19 protein-coding genes are annotated in these 19087 nt (G+C 40.4%); 7 read left to right on the forward strand and 12 right to left on the reverse strand.

Annotation, left to right across the window (positions count from 1 at the left end; translation table 11 throughout):
• Positions 1 to 32: 32 nt before the first annotated feature.
• On the reverse strand, positions 33 to 1121 hold the full coding sequence (locus Q4600_RS08515; RefSeq protein ID WP_303515297.1) for an efflux RND transporter periplasmic adaptor subunit: 1089 nt from the start codon (positions 1119 to 1121) through the stop codon (positions 33 to 35).
• Positions 1122 to 1269: 148 nt separating this feature from the next.
• On the opposite strand from Q4600_RS08515, the gene Q4600_RS08520 reads away from it, so the two are divergent.
• The 3 genes from Q4600_RS08520 (at position 1270) to Q4600_RS21175 (ending at position 2770) form a co-directional block, all read left to right on the forward strand.
• Entirely contained in the window at positions 1270 to 1659 is a 390-nt protein-coding gene (locus Q4600_RS08520) for a thiol-disulfide oxidoreductase DCC family protein (protein WP_102528263.1), read from the forward strand.
• An 89-nt stretch (positions 1660 to 1748) separates the two neighbouring features.
• Positions 1749 to 2579 (forward strand): SDR family NAD(P)-dependent oxidoreductase, encoded by an 831-nt coding sequence (locus Q4600_RS08525; RefSeq protein ID WP_303515303.1) that lies wholly within the window; start codon positions 1749 to 1751, stop codon positions 2577 to 2579.
• A gap of 38 nt (positions 2580 to 2617) precedes the next feature.
• Complete coding sequence (locus Q4600_RS21175) at positions 2618 to 2770, forward strand: pentapeptide repeat-containing protein (protein ID WP_368501615.1); 153 nt, start codon at positions 2618 to 2620, stop codon at positions 2768 to 2770.
• Between the two features lie 114 nt (positions 2771 to 2884).
• On the opposite strand, the gene mdh is transcribed toward Q4600_RS21175, so the two are convergent.
• A complete protein-coding gene (mdh, locus tag Q4600_RS08530) occupies positions 2885 to 3820 on the reverse strand; it encodes a malate dehydrogenase (RefSeq protein ID WP_102528261.1) in 936 nt (311 codons plus the stop codon).
• A 316-nt stretch (positions 3821 to 4136) separates the two neighbouring features.
• Here mdh and argR point away from each other — a divergent pair, with 316 nt between their 5' ends.
• On the forward strand, positions 4137 to 4607 hold the full coding sequence (gene argR / locus Q4600_RS08535) for a transcriptional regulator ArgR (protein WP_102528260.1): 471 nt from the start codon (positions 4137 to 4139) through the stop codon (positions 4605 to 4607).
• A 107-nt stretch (positions 4608 to 4714) separates the two neighbouring features.
• Here argR and Q4600_RS08540 read toward each other — a convergent pair whose 3' ends face one another.
• The 6 genes from Q4600_RS08540 to Q4600_RS08565 all read right to left on the reverse strand — a co-directional run bounded on the left by Q4600_RS08540 (position 4715) and on the right by Q4600_RS08565 (position 11131).
• Entirely contained in the window at positions 4715 to 5653 is a 939-nt protein-coding gene (locus Q4600_RS08540) for a Dyp-type peroxidase (protein WP_229369178.1), read from the reverse strand.
• A 108-nt stretch (positions 5654 to 5761) separates the two neighbouring features.
• A complete protein-coding gene (locus Q4600_RS08545; RefSeq protein ID WP_248955510.1) occupies positions 5762 to 6790 on the reverse strand; it encodes an ABC transporter ATP-binding protein in 1029 nt (342 codons plus the stop codon).
• A gap of 1 nt (position 6791) precedes the next feature.
• Entirely contained in the window at positions 6792 to 8423 is a 1632-nt protein-coding gene (locus Q4600_RS08550; protein ID WP_102528257.1) for an iron ABC transporter permease, read from the reverse strand.
• Between the two features lie 53 nt (positions 8424 to 8476).
• Entirely contained in the window at positions 8477 to 9496 is a 1020-nt protein-coding gene (locus Q4600_RS08555; protein ID WP_102528256.1) for a Fe(3+) ABC transporter substrate-binding protein, read from the reverse strand.
• Positions 9497 to 9747: 251 nt separating this feature from the next.
• Entirely contained in the window at positions 9748 to 10497 is a 750-nt protein-coding gene (locus Q4600_RS08560; protein WP_102528255.1) for a ferredoxin--NADP reductase, read from the reverse strand.
• A gap of 40 nt (positions 10498 to 10537) precedes the next feature.
• On the reverse strand, positions 10538 to 11131 hold the full coding sequence (locus Q4600_RS08565) for a DUF5610 domain-containing protein (RefSeq protein WP_303515312.1): 594 nt from the start codon (positions 11129 to 11131) through the stop codon (positions 10538 to 10540).
• A 274-nt stretch (positions 11132 to 11405) separates the two neighbouring features.
• Between Q4600_RS08565 and Q4600_RS08570 the strand changes: the two genes are divergently transcribed.
• Together Q4600_RS08570 and Q4600_RS08575 are read left to right on the forward strand one after the other, a co-directional pair.
• Positions 11406 to 12887 (forward strand): FMN-binding glutamate synthase family protein, encoded by a 1482-nt coding sequence (locus Q4600_RS08570; protein ID WP_102528253.1) that lies wholly within the window; start codon positions 11406 to 11408, stop codon positions 12885 to 12887.
• Between the two features lie 138 nt (positions 12888 to 13025).
• Positions 13026 to 13226 carry a hypothetical protein gene (locus Q4600_RS08575; protein ID WP_229369183.1) on the forward strand — a complete coding sequence of 67 codons (201 nt, stop codon included), beginning with the start codon at positions 13026 to 13028 and terminating at the stop codon, positions 13224 to 13226.
• 168 nt (positions 13227 to 13394) lie between these two features.
• On the opposite strand, the gene Q4600_RS08580 is transcribed toward Q4600_RS08575, so the two are convergent.
• Both Q4600_RS08580 and Q4600_RS08585 read right to left on the reverse strand, forming a co-directional pair.
• Positions 13395 to 13643: a hypothetical protein gene (locus Q4600_RS08580; protein WP_102528251.1), complete on the reverse strand. Its 249-nt coding sequence runs from the start codon at positions 13641 to 13643 to the stop codon at positions 13395 to 13397.
• 138 nt (positions 13644 to 13781) lie between these two features.
• Entirely contained in the window at positions 13782 to 15569 is a 1788-nt protein-coding gene (locus Q4600_RS08585; RefSeq protein WP_303515316.1) for an ABC transporter ATP-binding protein/permease, read from the reverse strand.
• A gap of 371 nt (positions 15570 to 15940) precedes the next feature.
• Here Q4600_RS08585 and Q4600_RS08590 point away from each other — a divergent pair, with 371 nt between their 5' ends.
• Positions 15941 to 16114 carry a hypothetical protein gene (locus Q4600_RS08590; RefSeq protein WP_102528249.1) on the forward strand — a complete coding sequence of 58 codons (174 nt, stop codon included), beginning with the start codon at positions 15941 to 15943 and terminating at the stop codon, positions 16112 to 16114.
• 83 nt (positions 16115 to 16197) lie between these two features.
• On the opposite strand, the gene aroG is transcribed toward Q4600_RS08590, so the two are convergent.
• Positions 16198 to 17250 carry a 3-deoxy-7-phosphoheptulonate synthase AroG gene (gene aroG / locus Q4600_RS08595; protein ID WP_102528313.1) on the reverse strand — a complete coding sequence of 351 codons (1053 nt, stop codon included), beginning with the start codon at positions 17248 to 17250 and terminating at the stop codon, positions 16198 to 16200.
• Positions 17251 to 17609: 359 nt separating this feature from the next.
• Positions 17610 to 18839, reverse strand: a complete 1230-nt coding sequence (locus Q4600_RS08600; protein WP_303515319.1) for a tetratricopeptide repeat protein — start codon at positions 18837 to 18839, stop codon at positions 17610 to 17612.
• Positions 18840 to 19087: the final 248 nt, after the last annotated feature.

The raw sequence follows: 19087 nt of genomic DNA on the forward strand, positions 1-19087 counted from the left end.
AAAGTATCTTATGAGGAAAAAGTGTCTTCATCTTATAATCCTCGCTCTTTAATCCATTTAACCGCAGACTGACCATCCTTGAGCTCGCTTGCTCCAGCAACCACTAACCAATCACCATCATTTAAACCTGTCATTAATCGAGTGCCTTGTAATGTCACAGCCACTTTTTTAATCCGCTTCTCTTCTGGTAACCAAACAAATACGAAAGTATCTTGGTTTTCTTTAACCATTGCACCAGCTGGAATTTTGGGGTGAGCATCGGCCGTTCTCGCGGGCAGTTTAACTTTCACCTGCGCTGACATCCCGGGAAGTACATTAAGTTCATCTGGCATAGGTAAAGTAAGAATGATGGTGTAACTGCTGGTCGTTGGATCTGCAACCGTGTTTAGCTCTTTGAGTTTTGCCGCATACCAGTGATCGCGACTATCAAATTTCACTTCGATATTATTGATATCTTGTAAGCTCTTATCTGATTTTTGTAGAAATCCAATAAACTGTTCGGGTAACTGAAAGCTAATATCTGCTGCGGACTCAGTGCGGATCCCCATCACCTCTTCTTGCATTTGCACAAACTCAAACTCACGCTTCATCCGCTTAGAAATCACCCCTTGATAGGGTGCGATTAAATTAGTGTACGTCACGTCAGCTTTAGCTTTATCCAACGCTGCTTGGGCAATAGTGTAATCACTCTTTGCTTGGTCATAATCATTACGAGATACAACACCTTGCTCAACCAAGGACTCATTACGCTCAAAAAGTACTTTAGCCAATTCAAACTGCGCTTGGGCGACGGCTAATTGCTGCTGGTATATATCACTATCCAGTGTCGCCAAAATATCACCCGCTTTGACAGGATCACCGGGTCTCACCAATATTTGGGCTATTTCACCTGACACACGAAAAGATAAAGCCGCTTTTTCAGATGCTTTAACTTCTCCTGGCAAAAAACGCTCACGGTATTCTGTGCCGATATCGACTTGTTCCACTTTGACAGGTCTTGGAATGCTAGAAACACTAGTGGCTTCATCGCTGCTTGCAGCGGAGGCGGAAAAAGTAAAAAGACAGGAGAACGTCGTGGAGGTTATGAGTAAAAAAGAAGCAAACTGGTTGAGTTTCTTCATATTTTGTTCCATCAAAAAGTGAGCAATTAACTCGATAGTAACACTCAATACCTTGGCATTAAAGGTGCGCTGATACTCATAAGAGATCTATTGTGTGACATTGAGCGTACCCATAATGACTATTAATAAATCTGAAAGAGGTCTCACAATGGAATTAAGGATTTTTTACGATAGCGCGTGCCCATTGTGCAGTAATGAAATGGAGCAACTTAAAAAGTATGACCGCTTGCATAAAATTGAACTGGCGGATCTAAATCAGCAGGGTTTTGAGCAAAAGTATCCTCATATTGATTTAAGTGTGGCTAATAAGATATTACATGCTGAAACCAACACGGGTGAAATCCTTACAGGCTTAGATGTGACAGCTAAAGCGTGGGCTTTAACCGGCAAGCACAAATGGATACAGTTACTCAGGTTGCCTTGTGTCAAGCCTTTTGCAGATATCGCTTATCGAGGTTTTGCTAAAAATCGCTATAAAATTTCTTACTTATTAACAGGTCAACAGCGCTGTGAAACAGGCAGCTGCAACCTAAAATGAATCAATCAAGTTACTTGAATCCATCGAGTAACTTGAATACATCGAGTAAGCAGACTCAATCGATTAATAAAGCAACCTAGGTGGTGTCAATGCTCAACAGCACTCAATCAGCCATCATCATTGGCGCATCATCAGGTATTGCAAGCGCCATTGTTGATCAATTAATTGCAAATAATGACATCGAACAAATCATTACTGTCAGTCAAAGTACCCAATACCAAGCTACTGTGACTGATGCGATTAAGAATAAGGTTAATCTGCAGCATATGGTTTCAGATTATACAGCTGAAAGCATAGCAAAAATTTGCGATTCCTTAGCCCCAATCAAAGGCCATATCGTTAACGTGTTTATCTGTAATGGTAGGTTACACAATCAAGTTGATAAGCAAGCCAACGGCAGCTCTACTGCTGAGGTTCAATCCCTGACAAGTTCAAAAGACACAACATCGAGCCCATTACTTGCGCCAGAAAAGCGCTTAGAAGAGATTAATCCAGAATCGATGCAGGCACTATTCCATTCAAACACCATAGTGCCGATGATGTGGCTGCAACAACTGACTACATTGCTTAAAGGCAAACAGCCTTGCATCATAACGGTATTAAGCGCCAGAGTGGGCAGTATCAGTGATAATCATTTAGGCGGCTGGTATAGCTATCGAGCATCGAAAGCGGCATTAAATATGCTAATCAAAACCACTGCAATTGAATATGGCCGCAGAGCTAAAAACGTCAAACTGATTGCGTTTCATCCTGGTACCACAGACACTGATTTGTCAAAACCATTTCAACACAACGTACCCGAAGGAAAACTGTTCACAACTGAATTTGTCGCACAGCAATTACTGACGATTCATCAAGGGTTATCATTCAATCGTGAAGCGGAATTTCTAGACTGGCAAGGTAAAACAGTGCCTTGGTAAACAATACTTTGATAAACGGTACCTTGGTAAACAATACTTTGATAAACAGTAGCTTGATAAACAGTAGCTTGATAAACAGTAACTTGATAAACAGTAACTTGATAAACAGTAGCTTGATAAACAGTAGCTTGATAAACAGTAGCTTGATAAACAGTAGCTTGATAAACAGTAGCTTGATAAAGGTACCTTGATAAAACTCTGTGACGCCAAGAGCATGATGGTACTTTTACTAAAAATTCAATCATCAAACAGGCACAAAAAAGCGAAGCATTACGCTTCGCTTTTTAAGTCAATAAGCGAAATGCTTATTTAACGAATTCAACACCTAGATTGATATCGCCTTTTAGAGTATCAAGCATTGCATCACGAGCATTGGCTTCAAACGCGCTAACTTCGCCGTATGGAAGAACTTTTTCAACGCCGTTTTTGCCTAGTACTACAGGCTGTGCGAAGAATTCAGCATGTTCACTGCCGCCATCTACGTATGCACACTCAACAACGTTTGCTTCACCTTGAAGACCACGTACTAATGATAGACCGAAACGACATGCCGCTTGACCCATTGAAAGTGTCGCACTACCGCCACCCGCTTTAGCTTCAACAACTTCAGTACCCGCATTCTGGATACGTGTAGTAAGTGCTGCAACTTCTTCATCAGTAAAGCTTACGCCTTCAACCTGTGAAAGAAGTGGAAGAATAGTCACACCACTGTGGCCGCCAATAACGTTAATGTTTACATCAGCAACGTTTAGACCTTTAAGGTCAGCAATGAAAGTTTCAGAACGGATAACATCCAGTGTAGTAACACCGAATAAACGATTCTTATCGTAAACACCTGCTTTTTTAAGTACTTCAGCAGCAATTGCAACCGTAGTGTTCACTGGGTTAGTGATCACACCAATTAATGCTTTAGGGCAAGTCGCTGCCACTTTTTCAATCAAGTTACGAACGATACCCGCGTTGATGTTGAAAAGATCTGAACGATCCATACCTGGCTTACGTGCAACACCAGCAGAGATTAACACAACATCAGCGTCAACTAATGCAGGCGTTGGATCTTCGCCAGCAAAACCAGTTACTTCAACGTCTGTTGGGATGTGGCTTAAATCGACAGCAACACCTGGAGTAACAGGAGCAATGTCATAAAGAGACAACTTTGAGCCTGCAGGAAGTTGAGTTTTTAATAGTAAAGCTAGGGCCTGGCCAATACCGCCAGCAGCACCAAGTACAGCTACTTTCATAATTATCTCCAATAACGTTCTAGTGTATGACTTCTAAATGTATGATTCGCAGTTTGTGACATAGATCATATTTCTTGTGGCGTCACATTACTGCATCAGCGAGACAATTTCAATTATCCGTTAGTGGAGTAAGGTGAATTACTTATTCTATGATATGTATATAAATAATCACTGATTTAGCCATTTACACTGTAAAGTGAATTTTTATTCACCGATTTAGCTTATTTCTTGACTTGTGACGTTTATCTATTCAAAATGAACCCGTTTTGTGAATATATTGTATTCATTTTAATTATTACTATAAGACGAAAAAAATATGCCAGCGACCAAGAATCAGGATGAACTCGTTAGAACGTTTAAGTCGATACTAAAGGAAGAGCGCTTTGGTAGCCAAAGTGAGATAGTTAACGCGCTGCAAGCAGAAGGTTTTGGCAATATCAACCAGTCAAAAGTTTCACGTATGCTAAGCAAGTTCGGGGCCGTACGTACTCGAAATGCTAAACAAGAAATGGTGTACTGTTTACCTGCAGAATTAGGTGTTCCTACCGCAGGTAGCCCAGTAAAAAACCTCGTCCTCGACGTTGACCATAACCAAGCAATGATTGTGGTTCGCACCAGCCCTGGCGCTGCACAGTTAATCGCTCGCTTATTGGACTCAATAGGTAAGCCTGAGGGGATTTTAGGAACGATTGCTGGAGATGACACTATTTTCATTTGTCCAGCTAGCATCAAGACTATTGACGATACACTGGAAACGGTTAAGTCACTGTTTAATTACAGCGAGTAATTAAACGATATCGGCGAACTAACCGATGTAAGACGGGAAGTCAGCCAATAAAAAAGCAATGCCATCGCATTGCTTTTTTTGTGTCTAATAGCTAACAACTAAACAGGTTAGTCATTAGCAAACTGAGCTAAGAAATCTAATGAAGGGGCGAAAAAAGATGAGCCCGTTAATGCTTTAGTGAATTGCATTAAATGATCATGGTTACCATGGCCATCACCGTGCACCATACTGCGAAGCATTTCTTCAAAATGAGTTGGCTTGCTACAAGTCGAGATAAACATTAACCCTTGCTCTCTTAATGAACCAAACGGCATGCTTTGACGTAGGATTTCCATTGACTTACCATCAGCGTCTTTTAAGTTAACGCGTTTAATATGGCTGGTTAATGGCTTATCTTCAGAAGCATATTCAATATCATCTTGCTTTGTTCGGCCGATAATATCTTCTTGTTTCTTCTGTGGTAGGCGATTCCACTTACTTAAATTATGAGCATATTTTTGCACATGCACATAACTGCCGCCTTTAAATTGATTATCTTCATCAGCGACTAGCGCAACTTCTTGGCGACTACGCCCTTTCGGGTTTTCAGTGCCGTCAACAAAGCCTGTTAAATCACGGCTATCCATGAAACGGAAACCACGTTCTTCTTCAATTAGCTCAACCAAACCTTCAAACATTTGGCTAATTTCATTGGCAACTAAATGCAAAATATCATAACGATCACAGCGGATATGCATGAATAAATCGTACTCAATGGCAGGAGCATCACGATTCCCCTCTTGCATCGCTGGGAATGGACGCAATTGAGCTGGACGCTGTTCACCATAAATAGTGTCCCAATAGTTAGCACCAATAGCGACAAAACCATTAAAGGCACTGTCTGCATATTGATCTGATAACTCATAAATATATTGGGCTACATTGGCTAAACAAGGACGCAGTTGAGCTTCAACGCCGTCATTTGCATTAAACATCAAGTAGACGCTATGCAAATTTCCTTCAGCACAAACTCCTAACTGTTCGCGAGGCATATTCTGTGTTTCCATGTTGGAATCAACCACCTTTGACAATAATAAGATGCTAATATTGTAAGGTAGTTGAGCAATTTATTCCTTATGCTCTATACGATAATTAACCAATTTAGACTTAGGTCACTAAAATATCACTAAAGGGTGTGCCGATATGGATAAATTCACTTTCTGACCAAGCTTCAATGCAGTTAATTGACTTCTCACTTCGAGCGTTTGTAACCCTACTTTAACCCAATAATGACAAATTGTACCCAGAAAACGCCTTTCGACAATTTCACCATGCCCTTGAGATGCTGGTTGTAAATCAATTTGTTGCGGTCGTAGCAGTAATTCACCTTGGCTATTAAGCGCGAGGTTTAACGTTTTAGTACTCTCAATTAACCCTAAAACCGAAGAGACCTGAGTTGGGCTTTTAACCGTAACAGTTAAATAGTTGCCCTCGCCTAAAAACTCAGCCACATAACGCTCAATAGGTTCAGCATATAGCTCTTCAGCTAACCCATGCTGAACAATGCCGCCTTCTTTAAATAAAGCTAACTTATCAGCAAATACAAATGCTTCATCTTTACTGTGAGTAACAAATACTGCGCTAACGTTACGCTGCTTAAGGATTTGCCTAATTTCTAACATCATTTCGCTACGTACTTGCGAATCAATATTTGAAAAAGGCTCATCGAGTAATAGCAGTTCTGGCTGATAAGCCAGCGCGCGGGCAATCGACACTCGTTGTTGCTGGCCACCCGATAATTCATGAGGGTATCGCTTACCTAACCCTTCAAGTTTAACCAGTTGCAACATATCTTCTAGGCGTTCACTGCGTTCTTTTGCAGTTAAGTCTTTTACTCCAAAAAGAATATTGTCGCTCACGGTTAAGTGTGGGAATAACGCATAGTCTTGAAATATCATTCCAATGCCGCGATTTTCACTCGGGACAAACACACCGTCAGCACTTAGCGACTGACCATTGATAGCAATACTGCCTTCACTAATGGCTTGCAGTCCGGCAATCGCGCGAAGCAATGTCGTTTTACCGCAACCACTGGGGCCCAAAAGAGCCACGATTTCACCTTGTTCTAAAGTCAGATTTAATCCTTTGAGAATCACCTGTCCTTGGTAGTCACTTTTTACATTTTGAATGGTCAATGTGGACATATCAGCTCTCTTGCTCCAATGAACGGTTTAGGTAAATCAACGGGATAAGCCCAACAATTACAATCACAATAGCAGCTAAAGCACCATGTTCGAGTTGCTCATCTGAAACGAATTGAAAAACATGGGTCGCAAGGTTTTCAAATCCAATAGGACGTAGTAATAATGCCGCAGGAAGTTCTTTCATGCTTTCGATAAAGACCAGTAACGCGCCAGCAAATATACCTTTACGCAGTAAAGGTAAGTGCACGCGCCATAATAACTGTCGTGGCTTTTGCCCCATGGTAATACTGGCCATATCTAATGAAGGCGATATGCGTTTATAGCTGTTTTCAATACTCCCGATTGAAATCGCCACAAAGCGAACACAGAAAGCAAAAATCAACGCAAACACACTGCCGGTAAATAGCAGGCCTGGTCCACGGGCATCAAAATAGTCATAAATATCATTAATCGCGAAATCAAGATAGGTTAATGGCACTAACACACCGATAGCTAATACGGTGCCAGGGATCGCGTAACCTGTGCTGCTTAACCGAGAAGGTAAAATGTCACTTTTACGCGGGCTCACTCGCCTAATAAACATCATCAGTAAGGCTAAAACAACGCAGATAAAGCTCACAACAGCGGCAATGTATAAGCTATTAAAACTGTATTGCCAAAAACGACTGTTCCAGCTTTCATCGAAATAGTCGATGGCATAACCCGCAAGCACCATAAATGGCAGTAAAAAAGCCAACACAATAAGTAAACTGCAATAGCCAAAAGACACCCAAGCTTTAACGCCTTTAAGGTGATAGCGATCAGACTCAGTTAACCTTGATTGTTTTTGGAATAACTCTTGTTTACGACGGGCAAAACGCTCAAAACCCACCATAGCGAATATGACCAATAGCATGATTGCTGATAATTTTGCTGCCGCTGAAAGGCTGCCATACCCTAGCCAAGTATCGTATACAGCAGTGGTAAGTGTTGGCACAGCAAAGTAGCTTACAGTGGCAAAATCAGCAGCCGTTTCCATGGCAACTAATGCCATGCCAACGGCTAGCGCAGGCCTTGCCATCGGTAAACCTAATCGCCAGAAACTTTGCCAAGGACTACAGCCCATAATACGTGAGGCGTGCAATAAGCTCGAAGATTGCTCCATAAAAGCGGTGCGAGCCAGCAAATAGATATACGGGAATAACACCAATGACAGCATGATAGCTGCACCAGTTAAAGTACGAATATCAGGGAAATAGTAATCTTGAGGGGAGGTCCAGCCAAACACTTGCCTTAACATGCGCTGCACGGGGCCTGCATAGTCAAGCATGTCGGTATAAACATACGCAACAATATAAGCGGGCATTGCTAGGGGCAGTAATAATGCCCATTGAAAATATCGACGAGCAGGAAAGTCACACCTCGCCACTAACCAAGCAGCAGGAACAGCAATGACTAAAGAACCGAGACAAACCTGCAACATGAGCAACAGGCTGTTACTGATATAGGTTGGAAGTACGGTATCAATTAAATGACTAAAAACAGCTTCGTCAGGGAATGTTGCTTGTACTAAAAGTGCAAAAAGCGGCAATATTAATATTACCGCAATCGCATAACCAGCGAGCGACCAGCTTCTGGTTAAGCCTAAGATCATAAATACTTTCCAGTCAGTGCCGCATGATTATCATGCGGCGTAATAAAGCATCCTTACAGATCAAATTTTACTTCATCAAGTAGCTTCACTGCTGCTTGATGGTTTTCTGCTAGCTTAAAGATTGGAAGACTATCAGCTTTGAAGTCACCCCAAGAGGCTACCATTTCAGAAGGCTTCACATCCGCTTTAACCGGATACTCCATATTCACTTCTGCGTAAGATTTTTGAGCTACATCAGACGATAAAAACTCCATTAATTTTATCGCATTATCTTTGTTTGGTGCAAACTTAGCGAGTGCCATACCTGAAACATTGATGTGAGAACCACGGTTTTGCTGATTTGGGAAATTGATATATACCGCTTCAGCCCAGCTCTTTTGCTTAGGATCTGACATCATTTTACCGAAGTAGTAGCTGTTACCGATAGCAATATCACATAAACCTTCTTTCACCGCTTTAACTTGTGCTCGGTCATTTCCTTGTGGCTTACGCGCTAAATTGGCTTTAACACCTTCAAGCCAAGTTTTAGTTTCAGCTTCGCCGTGATGAGCGATCATTGATGCAACTAATGCGATGTTATAAGGGTGTTTGAAGCTACGCGTACAAATTTTCCCTCTGTACTCTTCAGAGGCTAAATCTTCATAACTTAGATCAAGCTTACCGACACGGTCTTTAGAAGAATAAACATTACGAACACGCATAGTCAGCGCATACCAGTCATTTTCTGGTGAGCGATATTGCTCAGGAATATTGTTGTTAAGCGTGTCACTGTTAACATCAACAACTAAGTCTTTTTCGACCAATTCCATAAGGCGCGAAAAATCAGAGGTGAGTACAACGTCAGCAGGAGAAAGACGACCTTCACGAGCAATACGCTCTGCAATACCATCTTTAGCGAATACGACATTGACGTTAATGCCTGTATCCTGGGTGAATTTTTCTAAAATCGGCTCAACAAGAAAAGCTTGTCGGTATGAATAAACAGTAAGATCTTCAGCTGCTGTAGCAGTCATTGATCCCATTGATGACACAGTAGCTAAACCTAACAATGCTAGACTTTTAAACGACTTCATTCCAAATTCTCCTTGGCGTTGCATAACTCACTTCACCTTGTCACAAATATATATGTAACAAAATAGTGAGTGATTGCTTATGGAAATGATAATAATTATCAGTTGCGAAAGGATAATAGATCGCTGCTAAAGGAGCAAGTGTTGTTTATGAATCCATCTTTGAATACCAAGGGGATTTATGTATTTATAAGCAATAAATCATATCCCAAGAGCTGCATAAATTAGATGTCATACAGCTTGTTCAAGGCAGATTACCAATATTTTTCAACGGTGATTTGGCCAGGGGCTCGACGTAAGTTCTTCACTAAACCTTTTTCAATTAATGCTGTTTGCGCATCGGTAATCATTCCAGGATTGCCACAAATCATCACCTGAGAATTATCTTGATTAAGCGCAACTCCAGCTGTCTGTTCAAGAATACCGCTTTGTAATCCATCAGGAATTCGACATGACAAACCACCGCTATATGCTTCGCGGGTGACTAACGGAATAAATATGAATTGGGTTGGGTATTTAGCTTTTAATGCTTCTAACTGTGGTAAATAGGCTAAGTCTTCAATCAAGCGAACACCATACACTAGCACCACTTTATCAAATCGCTGCCAAGGTTCTGCTGTTTCCATCATAGAAATAAATGGCCCAACAGCTGTACCTGTCGCTAAAAACCATAGATGCGGCCCTTGTAAGGCGCCGGTGGGAATTTCATCTAAAGTCATAAAGCCAGCCGCCTTGGTGCTCACTTCAATTGTGTCACCAATACTCAGTGCTTGAAGATCTGGGGAAAGCTGTCCGTCTTCTACAGCAACAGCCAACACTTCGATATAGTCTTTCCCTGGTGGGTTGACCACTGAATAGGCACGCGCAATACGTTTCTCATCACGAATTTGACTCAGCTTGATAAACTGTCCTGCAATAAATGGTTCTACATCTGCTTTGATGCGTAGCGAGAATAACTTCTCATTCCATTCAATACGTTCAATGACGGTACCCGTTGTCCACATAAGCTATTCCTTGAATCTTAGATGAAGAAATCGATTGTATTCATTCAACTTGCGGCGGTGCTGTATTTTGTTTAAAGGTTTCAAGCCCTGCCTGAATTAAACTATAGGTTTGTTCGACCCCTGCTGCAATGTCACCTTCAAGTACTTTCAAACCCGATAATATCTCGGTTGCCTCTTTAAAGCCTTGATCGATAGCACCAGAAATTTTGTCCATAAAAGTATCTAATTGTTCAGAAAACTCCATTTGGCTATTCTGCTGCTGGTGCACCGAAAAGAAATTGGTCGCAAAACTGACTATACGCTCTGCCGTCGCTTCTGGCGAATAATCAACATCGGTTTCTGCTGCTTTTTGTATCGCGTTTTCACCCATTGTAGGTTCAAGCTCAATATTTATCGCATCAATTGCAGCGCGATATAGCAATGCCATCGATTGATCGCCCGCTGCAATACTGACCTTTTCTTGTGCCGCTAAAATACTGCTATTTTTCAACTCGCGGCTTATTTCATTCACTGAAGTTTTTTTTATTTCAGTAGTCTCAGTTATTGGCTTTGAATTCAATTTGTCCGCCGCCTGTTCAGGCGGTGATTGACGATTCGATTTAGCATTCATTTGCGTCGGATTATATAACTCCATCACCAGCTCCAATTAACGATTAATTACATTTCAGGTTAGCTTATTTTATCGGCAACATAATTAAAAACTTAAGCTTTTAGCTTTAATCGGTAAACCATTTTCACGAAGAAAACTGAGCCACGAATATCTGAAGATGAAAATGAGGCTAGAACAATGGGTTAGCTTCATCCATAATCAATTAAGTCAAAAAGTAAACAATATTACGAATAGCATTCAGCTTAAACGATGCTAAGTTTTGTCACGGTTATCCATTGAACATTTTTAAGGAACAAAAATGCAACCACATTGGTTTATTGTCGGATTAGAGATATTTACTGGGTTATTTTTAGCCTGTATTGCTTTCGGTGTTATCGCGGTTATTTATATGTATATCGTCGATAAAGTACAAACAAAGCAGGCGATTCGACATAACTACCCCGTAATTGGCCGCTTTCGATATTTATTCGAGAAACAGGGTGAGTTTTTTAGACAATATTTCTTTGCTCAAGATCGTGAAGAGCTACCATTTAACCGTGCAGAGCGCAGCTGGATATATCGTGCTGCTAAAAATATTGATCGCACCATTTCATTCGGTTCAACCCAAACACATGACAAGACTGGTACTGTGATGTTTTTGAATGCTGCATTTCCCAAGTATGACTCAGATGAACATACAGACAATATTCTTACCATTGGCGCTGAATGTAAGATCCCCTACCAAACATCCACAATTTGTCATATTTCGGCCATGAGTTTTGGTGCTTTATCACGCCCCGCAGTGACGGCACTGTCCCATGGCGCAGCGCAAGCAGGTTGCTGGCTCAATACTGGAGAAGGTGGATTAAGTGAACATCACTTAAAGGGCCATTGTGATTTAGTGTTTCAAATTGGCACAGCCAAATACGGTGTTCGAGATGAAAACGGCAAACTGGATGACAAAAAGCTAACTGCTATAGCAGCCCACGATAATGTAAAAATGTTTGAAATAAAATTAAGCCAAGGTGCTAAACCGGGCAAAGGCGGTATTTTACCAGGGGTAAAAGTTACCAAAGAAATTGCTGACATTCGAGGTATACCTGTAGGACAAGACTCTATTAGCCCAAATGGCCATGCAGAGTTTAATAGTGTCGCCGATATCATTGATATGATTTGCCACGTTCGCAATGTAACCGGTAAGCCTACTGGTATTAAAGCGGTATTAGGTGACGAGCAATGGCTCAATGATTTATGTGCTGAAATTAACCGCCGTGGAATAGAGCATGCACCTGACTTTTTCACCTTAGATAGTGCTGAAGGTGGTACTGGCGCGGCGCCACAAGCCTTAATGGATCATGTTGGCTTGCCCATAAAAGAAAGCTTACCGATAGTGATTAATTTATTTAGGCAAAAAGGCTTAAAGCAACGAATAAAAGTCATTGCCAGTGGCAAGATGGTACTGCCTTCTCAGGTGGCATGGGCATTAGCAACAGGCGCCGACTTTATCGCTTCAGCGAGGGGTAATATGTTTGCACTCGGTTGCATACAAGCATTGCAATGTAATAAGGATACCTGCCCTACTGGGATCACCACTCATAATAAACACCTGCAACAAGGGTTAGATCCCCATAATAAATCAGCAAGAGTGGCTAACTATAATCGCTCTTTGCATCATGATTTAAAAATTATTGCCCACTCTTGTGGGGTCAGTGAGCCTAGGCAGTTAACTCGCCAGCATGCAAGAATCGTTACAGAGAGTGGCATTTCTATCTCCCTAGATAAGTTTTATCAACAGTATTAGTTTTATTAAAAGACATAAAATGACGTTTTAGCAAAAACTACTAGACTTTTTGCTAATATATTGACAACGAATATCTTTGGACTATTGTTAATTTAGGTGTAAAATTGTGATGTAGAGCACATTCCTAGGGACTTATTTTTGAAATCAGAAAACTCAATAATGACGGCTAACAGAACGAATAAAGCAATTTCGTTAACTTGTAGCAACTGCGAAAAGCTATCTGAAATTGAAGGCGAGAAAATCTGTTTCGAACAAGGACAAATCACCAGATTAACGGAAGATGCTAACCCAAATTCAATGATTAAGATGGTCTGTCATAGCTGGTCTAAAAACAGATAGTTTAAAACAGATAGTTTCAAAACAGATAGTCTAAAAAATAGTCTTTTAAGCTAATTAGAGACAATTTCAGCAATAAAAAAGCAATCCTAAGGATTGCTTTTTTTATGTGAATTTCATTTTTACGTCTTTAAATAAGCCCGTTTGCTCATGAGGCTTATCGACAGAAGTTTATACCAAAATATCTGCCGCGCTATCATCCGCTTTCAATAAACTATCTTCGCTATCGTTATCATTTATTTTTGCGAGTGTTAGTCCACGGGTAGTCACAATCAAACCTGCGCATAATTCATCATAGACAGACTGCAATTCATCTTGATTCATTTCTCGCTTTTCCAGCGTCGCCATAATCGCAAACCAATCCGTGGTCACTTTATGTTGTGTACCCTCTAAGGCTGCTATTAAAGAAATGTTTTGCACTAACGACCTCCATTTTTAGGCTTAATTACCTGATAATTTCCTATTTACCTAAACGATCTCAATCCTTTCCAGGCAATTAAAGCTAATTATACACAAAAACTGCACTATCAAAGAGAGAAAACGTCTACAAGCTGCACATCAAAGTGTGATTGTTTGCTCATTTTGAATTCGCCACAGTTTTGCATAGACGCCATTTTGTAGTAAAAGCTGTTGATGGGTGCCTTGTTCTGCGATTTTCCCTTGGCTTAACACGACAATTTTATCAGCATCAATAATAGTAGATAGTCGGTGCGCAACAACTAAACTTGTATGGCCTTTTTCTGCGACTTTAAGCGCTGTTAAAATAGCCTGTTCAGACTTGCTGTCTAAAGATGAAGTCGCTTCATCAAACACTAGGATAGGGGCAGATTTTAAAATCGCGCGAGCAATAGAGACTCGTTGTTTTTCACCACCAGACAGCTTCAAACCTCGCTCACCCACTTTGGTTTGCCATTGATTTGGCAGCGACTCTATAAAGTCGCTCAAATTAGCTAATTTTACCGCTTCTTTTAATTCTTCATCACTCGCTGAAGGTCTACCATATAAAATATTATTATAAATCGTGTCGTTAAATAGCACGGTATCTTGCGGCACTATCGCAATCGATTGACGTAGTGCTTGCTGAGTCAGTTGTTTAATGTCTTTTCCATCAATCGTTACCGAGCCACTATCAACATCATAAAAACGAAATAACAGTTTAATTAATGTTGATTTACCCGCACCACTTTCACCGACTACCGCCACTTTTTGACCTGCAGGAACGGTAAAACTTACCTCATTGAGAATCGGTCTTTCATCATAATTAAAACAAATATTATTGAAACGCAGCTCGCCTTTTGTTGGCACCACTTCAGACGCACCTGCAGTATCTTGAATACTCGGGACTTTATCTAATAAACCAAACATACGTTCAATATTGGCTAATGCGCCGCGGATCTCTCGATAAACAAAACCTAAAAAGTTAAGTGGGATGAATAACTGCATCATAAAAGCGTTAATTAATACGAAATCACCCAAGGTCATATTGCCCGCGGTCACTTCAGACGCTGCAAGCCACATCATCGAGGTCATTGCCACTGCGATAATTAAGGCTTGTCCTGCATTTAATGCAAATAATGACAGCCTATTTTTACGTTTAGCGACTTCCCATTGATCTAACGCCGAATCATAACGTTCAGATTCATAGCGTTCATTATTAAAGTATTTAACCGTTTCATAATTCAATAAACTATCTACCGCACGAGTATTTGATAAAGAGTCTGCATTAGCGGCATCTCGAACAAAACCCGTTCGCCATTCTGTCGCCAAAATGGAATAACCAATATAGGCCACTACAGCAATCAAGGTTATGAGCGCAAAACCAATACCATAATTGAAAAAGAAAATAATGATCACTAAAGTGATTTCTAATAACGTCGGCACGATATTGAACACCATAAAGCGCATTAGAAAGCTAATACCACTGGTGCCGCGCTCAATATCACGAGATAAGCCACCTGTTCTGCGATCTAAGTGAAAATCGAGATCCAGCCTGTGTAGGTGTTCGAATACAGCTAAACCCAAGCGTCGAATAGCACGTTCAGTCACGCGGCCAAAAAGCGTATCCCTAATTTCACCTATAATGACATTCAAAAATCGCACTGAGCCATAAGCAATAACAAGTGCGACTGGCACCGCAACAATTGCTGCTGTTTTCTGGCCATCTAAACTATCAACTAAGTCTTTTAAAATGAAAGGAAGCCCAACGCTGGCAAGTTTAGCAATCACCAGACACAACATAGCTAAAAATATACGCCCTTTAAATTCAAATAGGTAAGGCCATAATAATCTCACCACTTTCCAGTTTAGCTTGCCTACTGGTCCATCAAAATACGCTGACGGTCTCATTTACTTCCACCCATAAATACTTGCGCTTCAAAAATACATTGGCCTACATTCATCACATCAACAATAAGTTAACACTTTTTGCTTGAGGTAAGTTCTATTTAATATCAATAAACAGTGAGAATCCTTAGTGTTGTTCAACATGAATGTAAGCGTATTATATTGAAAAATTGACCACCGAATAATACTTTAGACTTACCAATGTTACGAATTGGTAGTATAAAAGGATATTTTATATAAAATATTTCATTAAATAAGCAATTATTCTCGTGTTTCTAGTTCAGCAACTAAAAAGAATTTGATACTCTTTAATGGATACTTTTTGGCGATTTATACTGGCCATTAACATTTTTTCCCAGTTCAAAGGAAGTAACATGTTAGACGCAGCAAAAGTTCAGCACCCACCATTACAATTAATACAAACATGGGTATGGATGATGATCGAATCAGGTAATCCTGAGCTTCAAGATAAAGGAAGAAACAATCTTATTTCGGCATTTGGAAGCCTAGCTAAAGCCAATGAGTATTTAGCAAACACCAACAAATAAATAAGGCGCTGAATAGCGCCTTATTTTTTGAGCTTTGATTTACTCAAGAGCTTGATGATGAGTGATTAATGGCACATTAACCGTTAACCACGTCTTTTGATGACGCTTTCGCTAAGTGTTGCCAGCAATTTCTCTGTATCACTCCAACCAATACAAGCATCTGTAATACTTTGGCCATAACAAAGCTCTTTGCCCACAACAAGATCTTGTCGGCCTTCTTCAATATTACTCTCAACCATCACACCAAAAATATTGTGATTACCAGAACCAATTTGTCCCGCAACATCTTCAGCAACGAGCATTTGCTTGTTAAAGTCTTTACTGCTGTTGGCGTGGCTAAAGTCGATCATGATATTGGTTGGTAGTTTCGCTTTTTCTAATTGGGCTTCAATTTCAGTGACGTGTGATTCGCTGTAATTTGGTGCTTTACCGCCGCGCAAAATGATGTGGCAATCAGGATTGCCTTTCGTTGATACAATCGCTGAGTGACCAAACTTTGTCACTGATAGAAAATGATGCGGTGCACTTGCTGCGCCAATCGCATCAATAGCGACTTTAATGGTGCCGTCGGTACCATTTTTAAAACCAACTGGGCTCGATAAGCCTGACGCGAGCTCGCGGTGAACTTGTGATTCAGTTGTACGTGCGCCAATAGCGCCCCAGCACATCATGTCAGCAACATATTGCGGTGTAATCATATCGAGGAATTCACCCGCAGTAGGAATACCAGACTCATTCAAATCAACCAGTAGTTTACGCGCAGTTCTCAAGCCATCATTAAGCTTAAAACTGTTATCCATATATGGATCGTTGATTAAGCCTTTCCAGCCTACTGTTGTACGCGGTTTTTCAAAATAAACACGCATTACGATTTCAAGTTGGTCTTTGTACTTGTCGCGAAGTGCAATTAAACGCTTACCATAGTCTAAAGCAGCAACAGGATCGTGAATAGAACATGGGCCAATAACCACAAGTAAACGATCATCTTGGCGATTCAGAATTCGGTGAATACCATCACGCGCATTAAACACGGTTGCTGATGCCGTTTCTGACGCCGGAAATCGCTCTAAAATAGCAATAGGAGGCAATAGTTCTTTTATCTCGTCAATTCTAACGTCATCATTTTGGTAATACATAGTTGATACAGCTCCAGCAAACAGATTATTTACGCCAAATTTAACAGTTGGCAGTAAAGCATAACGAACAGCTTTATAATTCAAACAGTACCATACAATAATTCACTCAATCTATGGTTTTATCTATTTTATGAGTATAAATCACTGTTAATAAATAACTTTAAATTTAACATTACAAAATATTCAATAAATTCATTTATTTCGGTTAACTCTGCCTTTAGCCGCACTTGTATTTCAGCCATAAGCACAGCGCATAAAAAACTATTTTCAGTGCTAACTGAAAATAGTTTTAATAACCGCGGCTGCTATATATCAGCCAATAGCGCTAATTAAGCGATGAAACTTAATAAGAATAATGCTTAATGCCGTAACATTGCTTGCAGTTTTCCTTTGTACCTATGCTGACTGGTCTCATCAAGGCTCAAGTCGATTGCTTTTTCCATATTTTTTTTCGCTCTTCTTTGGTCACCTGTCGCCCAATAAGCCCGCGATAACCCAAAATAGAACTCATGACGATAATCAGCTCTATCCACTGCACGCTTATACCAAACTAACGCCTCTTGATATTGCTTTTCAAAGTAGGCTTGTTGAGCCATATCGAAGTAATAAAATGGGTTGTTAATCCGTGCTATCTCGAGCACTTTATGTACTTGTTGCCATTCTTCTAATCTCTCTTGTTCTCCAAGAATAATGGCTAAGTTATATAGTGTGGTAATATTTTTAGGCTCTAACTGCAATACATGACGATAAGCTTTTTCGGCTAACTCATCCATGCCTTTATGACGATAAATCACGGCCAGCGTATTAATGCTATTAACATAATAGGGATCGAGTTCAATTGCTCTTTTAGCAAGCGCATAAGCTAAGTCATAGTCATTTTTCACTAAGGCTTCTGCAGCAACATTATTAAAATACATCCCAGCTAAGGTCTGTTTATTGATTTGCTTCACTCTGTAAGCTCTTATTGAACGTTCAGGTAAAAAGTCCACTAATATTTCAGAGCCTCTCATGCTATATGTATTGGGCTGATCCACATGAAGTAACTTCATGTTGACGTGACCATTAACTAAATAAAAGCCCCCTCGCCTGTCCCATATTGGCTCGACATCTATATCTTGAAACTTAACAGGCACACCGAGTACATCAGCAATAGCAGTTGATAAAACCACTAGTGACATACAATTCCCAGCACGTTCCTCAGCCGTTATACTCGCCATTCTGGTGAAATGGTCACGATATTCGAACCCACCATTTTGCGCATCAATGTATTCAGCTAACCATTTATTAACAGGAACTTTAGTACCGGTAATACCACCTGAACGCGCATAGTCTCTTCTTATCTCTATTTTCAGTTTTTCAGGCAGTGCAAATATGGCATCAGTATCTGGAATCGTGACAGCCGTGAACTCACTATCATTGAATAAGGAACTGACATTAGGTGTTTTTTTAGTTGGGCTCGTGCTGCTACAGCCTGAGATTACGGAGAATATAAAACAGAAAACGATAAAATAAACACAATAAATCAGCAACCTAGTAGGTACTAAGATACCGCCATAAATAAATTTCTCTCTTTCATCTTTTTGTAACATTTTTATGCTCCAGCAAACGCCTTTATTAAGCATAGATGCAAGTACAAAAAATGAGACACTTAAACGTTACAAAACTTATCAAGCCATCAAGTATGGCGCATGACTTCCACGGTAAATTTGACTAAGACTTATGTGCTATGGCTATGAATATGACTATGACAATGAGCTGTAAGCTGTAAGCTGTAAGCTGTAAGCTGTAAGCTGTAAGCTGTAAGCTGTAAGCTGTAAGCTGTAAGCTGTAAGCTGTA

The organism is Shewanella sp. 2_MG-2023 (assembly GCF_030548905.1).
Classification (GTDB): Bacteria; Pseudomonadota; Gammaproteobacteria; order Enterobacterales; family Shewanellaceae; genus Shewanella; species Shewanella electrodiphila.

Coding starts and splice junctions, on each gene's coding strand:
- Q4600_RS08515 (WP_303515297.1), bottom strand. CDS start 1,121: ATGAAGAAACTCAACCAGTTTGCTTCTTTTTTACTCATAACCTCCACG.
- Q4600_RS08520 (WP_102528263.1), top strand. CDS start 1,270: ATGGAATTAAGGATTTTTTACGATAGCGCGTGCCCATTGTGCAGTAAT.
- Q4600_RS08525 (WP_303515303.1), top strand. CDS start 1,749: ATGCTCAACAGCACTCAATCAGCCATCATCATTGGCGCATCATCAGGT.
- mdh (WP_102528261.1), bottom strand. CDS start 3,820: ATGAAAGTAGCTGTACTTGGTGCTGCTGGCGGTATTGGCCAGGCCCTA.
- argR (WP_102528260.1), top strand. CDS start 4,137: ATGCCAGCGACCAAGAATCAGGATGAACTCGTTAGAACGTTTAAGTCG.
- Q4600_RS08540 (WP_229369178.1), bottom strand. CDS start 5,653: ATGGAAACACAGAATATGCCTCGCGAACAGTTAGGAGTTTGTGCTGAA.
- Q4600_RS08545 (WP_248955510.1), bottom strand. CDS start 6,790: ATGTCCACATTGACCATTCAAAATGTAAAAAGTGACTACCAAGGACAG.
- Q4600_RS08550 (WP_102528257.1), bottom strand. CDS start 8,423: ATGATCTTAGGCTTAACCAGAAGCTGGTCGCTCGCTGGTTATGCGATT.
- Q4600_RS08555 (WP_102528256.1), bottom strand. CDS start 9,496: ATGAAGTCGTTTAAAAGTCTAGCATTGTTAGGTTTAGCTACTGTGTCA.
- Q4600_RS08560 (WP_102528255.1), bottom strand. CDS start 10,497: ATGTGGACAACGGGTACCGTCATTGAACGTATTGAATGGAATGAGAAG.
- Q4600_RS08565 (WP_303515312.1), bottom strand. CDS start 11,131: ATGGAGTTATATAATCCGACGCAAATGAATGCTAAATCGAATCGTCAA.
- Q4600_RS08570 (WP_102528253.1), top strand. CDS start 11,406: ATGCAACCACATTGGTTTATTGTCGGATTAGAGATATTTACTGGGTTA.
- Q4600_RS08585 (WP_303515316.1), bottom strand. CDS start 15,569: ATGAGACCGTCAGCGTATTTTGATGGACCAGTAGGCAAGCTAAACTGG.
- Q4600_RS08590 (WP_102528249.1), top strand. CDS start 15,941: ATGTTAGACGCAGCAAAAGTTCAGCACCCACCATTACAATTAATACAA.
- aroG (WP_102528313.1), bottom strand. CDS start 17,250: ATGTATTACCAAAATGATGACGTTAGAATTGACGAGATAAAAGAACTA.
- Q4600_RS08600 (WP_303515319.1), bottom strand. CDS start 18,839: ATGTTACAAAAAGATGAAAGAGAGAAATTTATTTATGGCGGTATCTTA.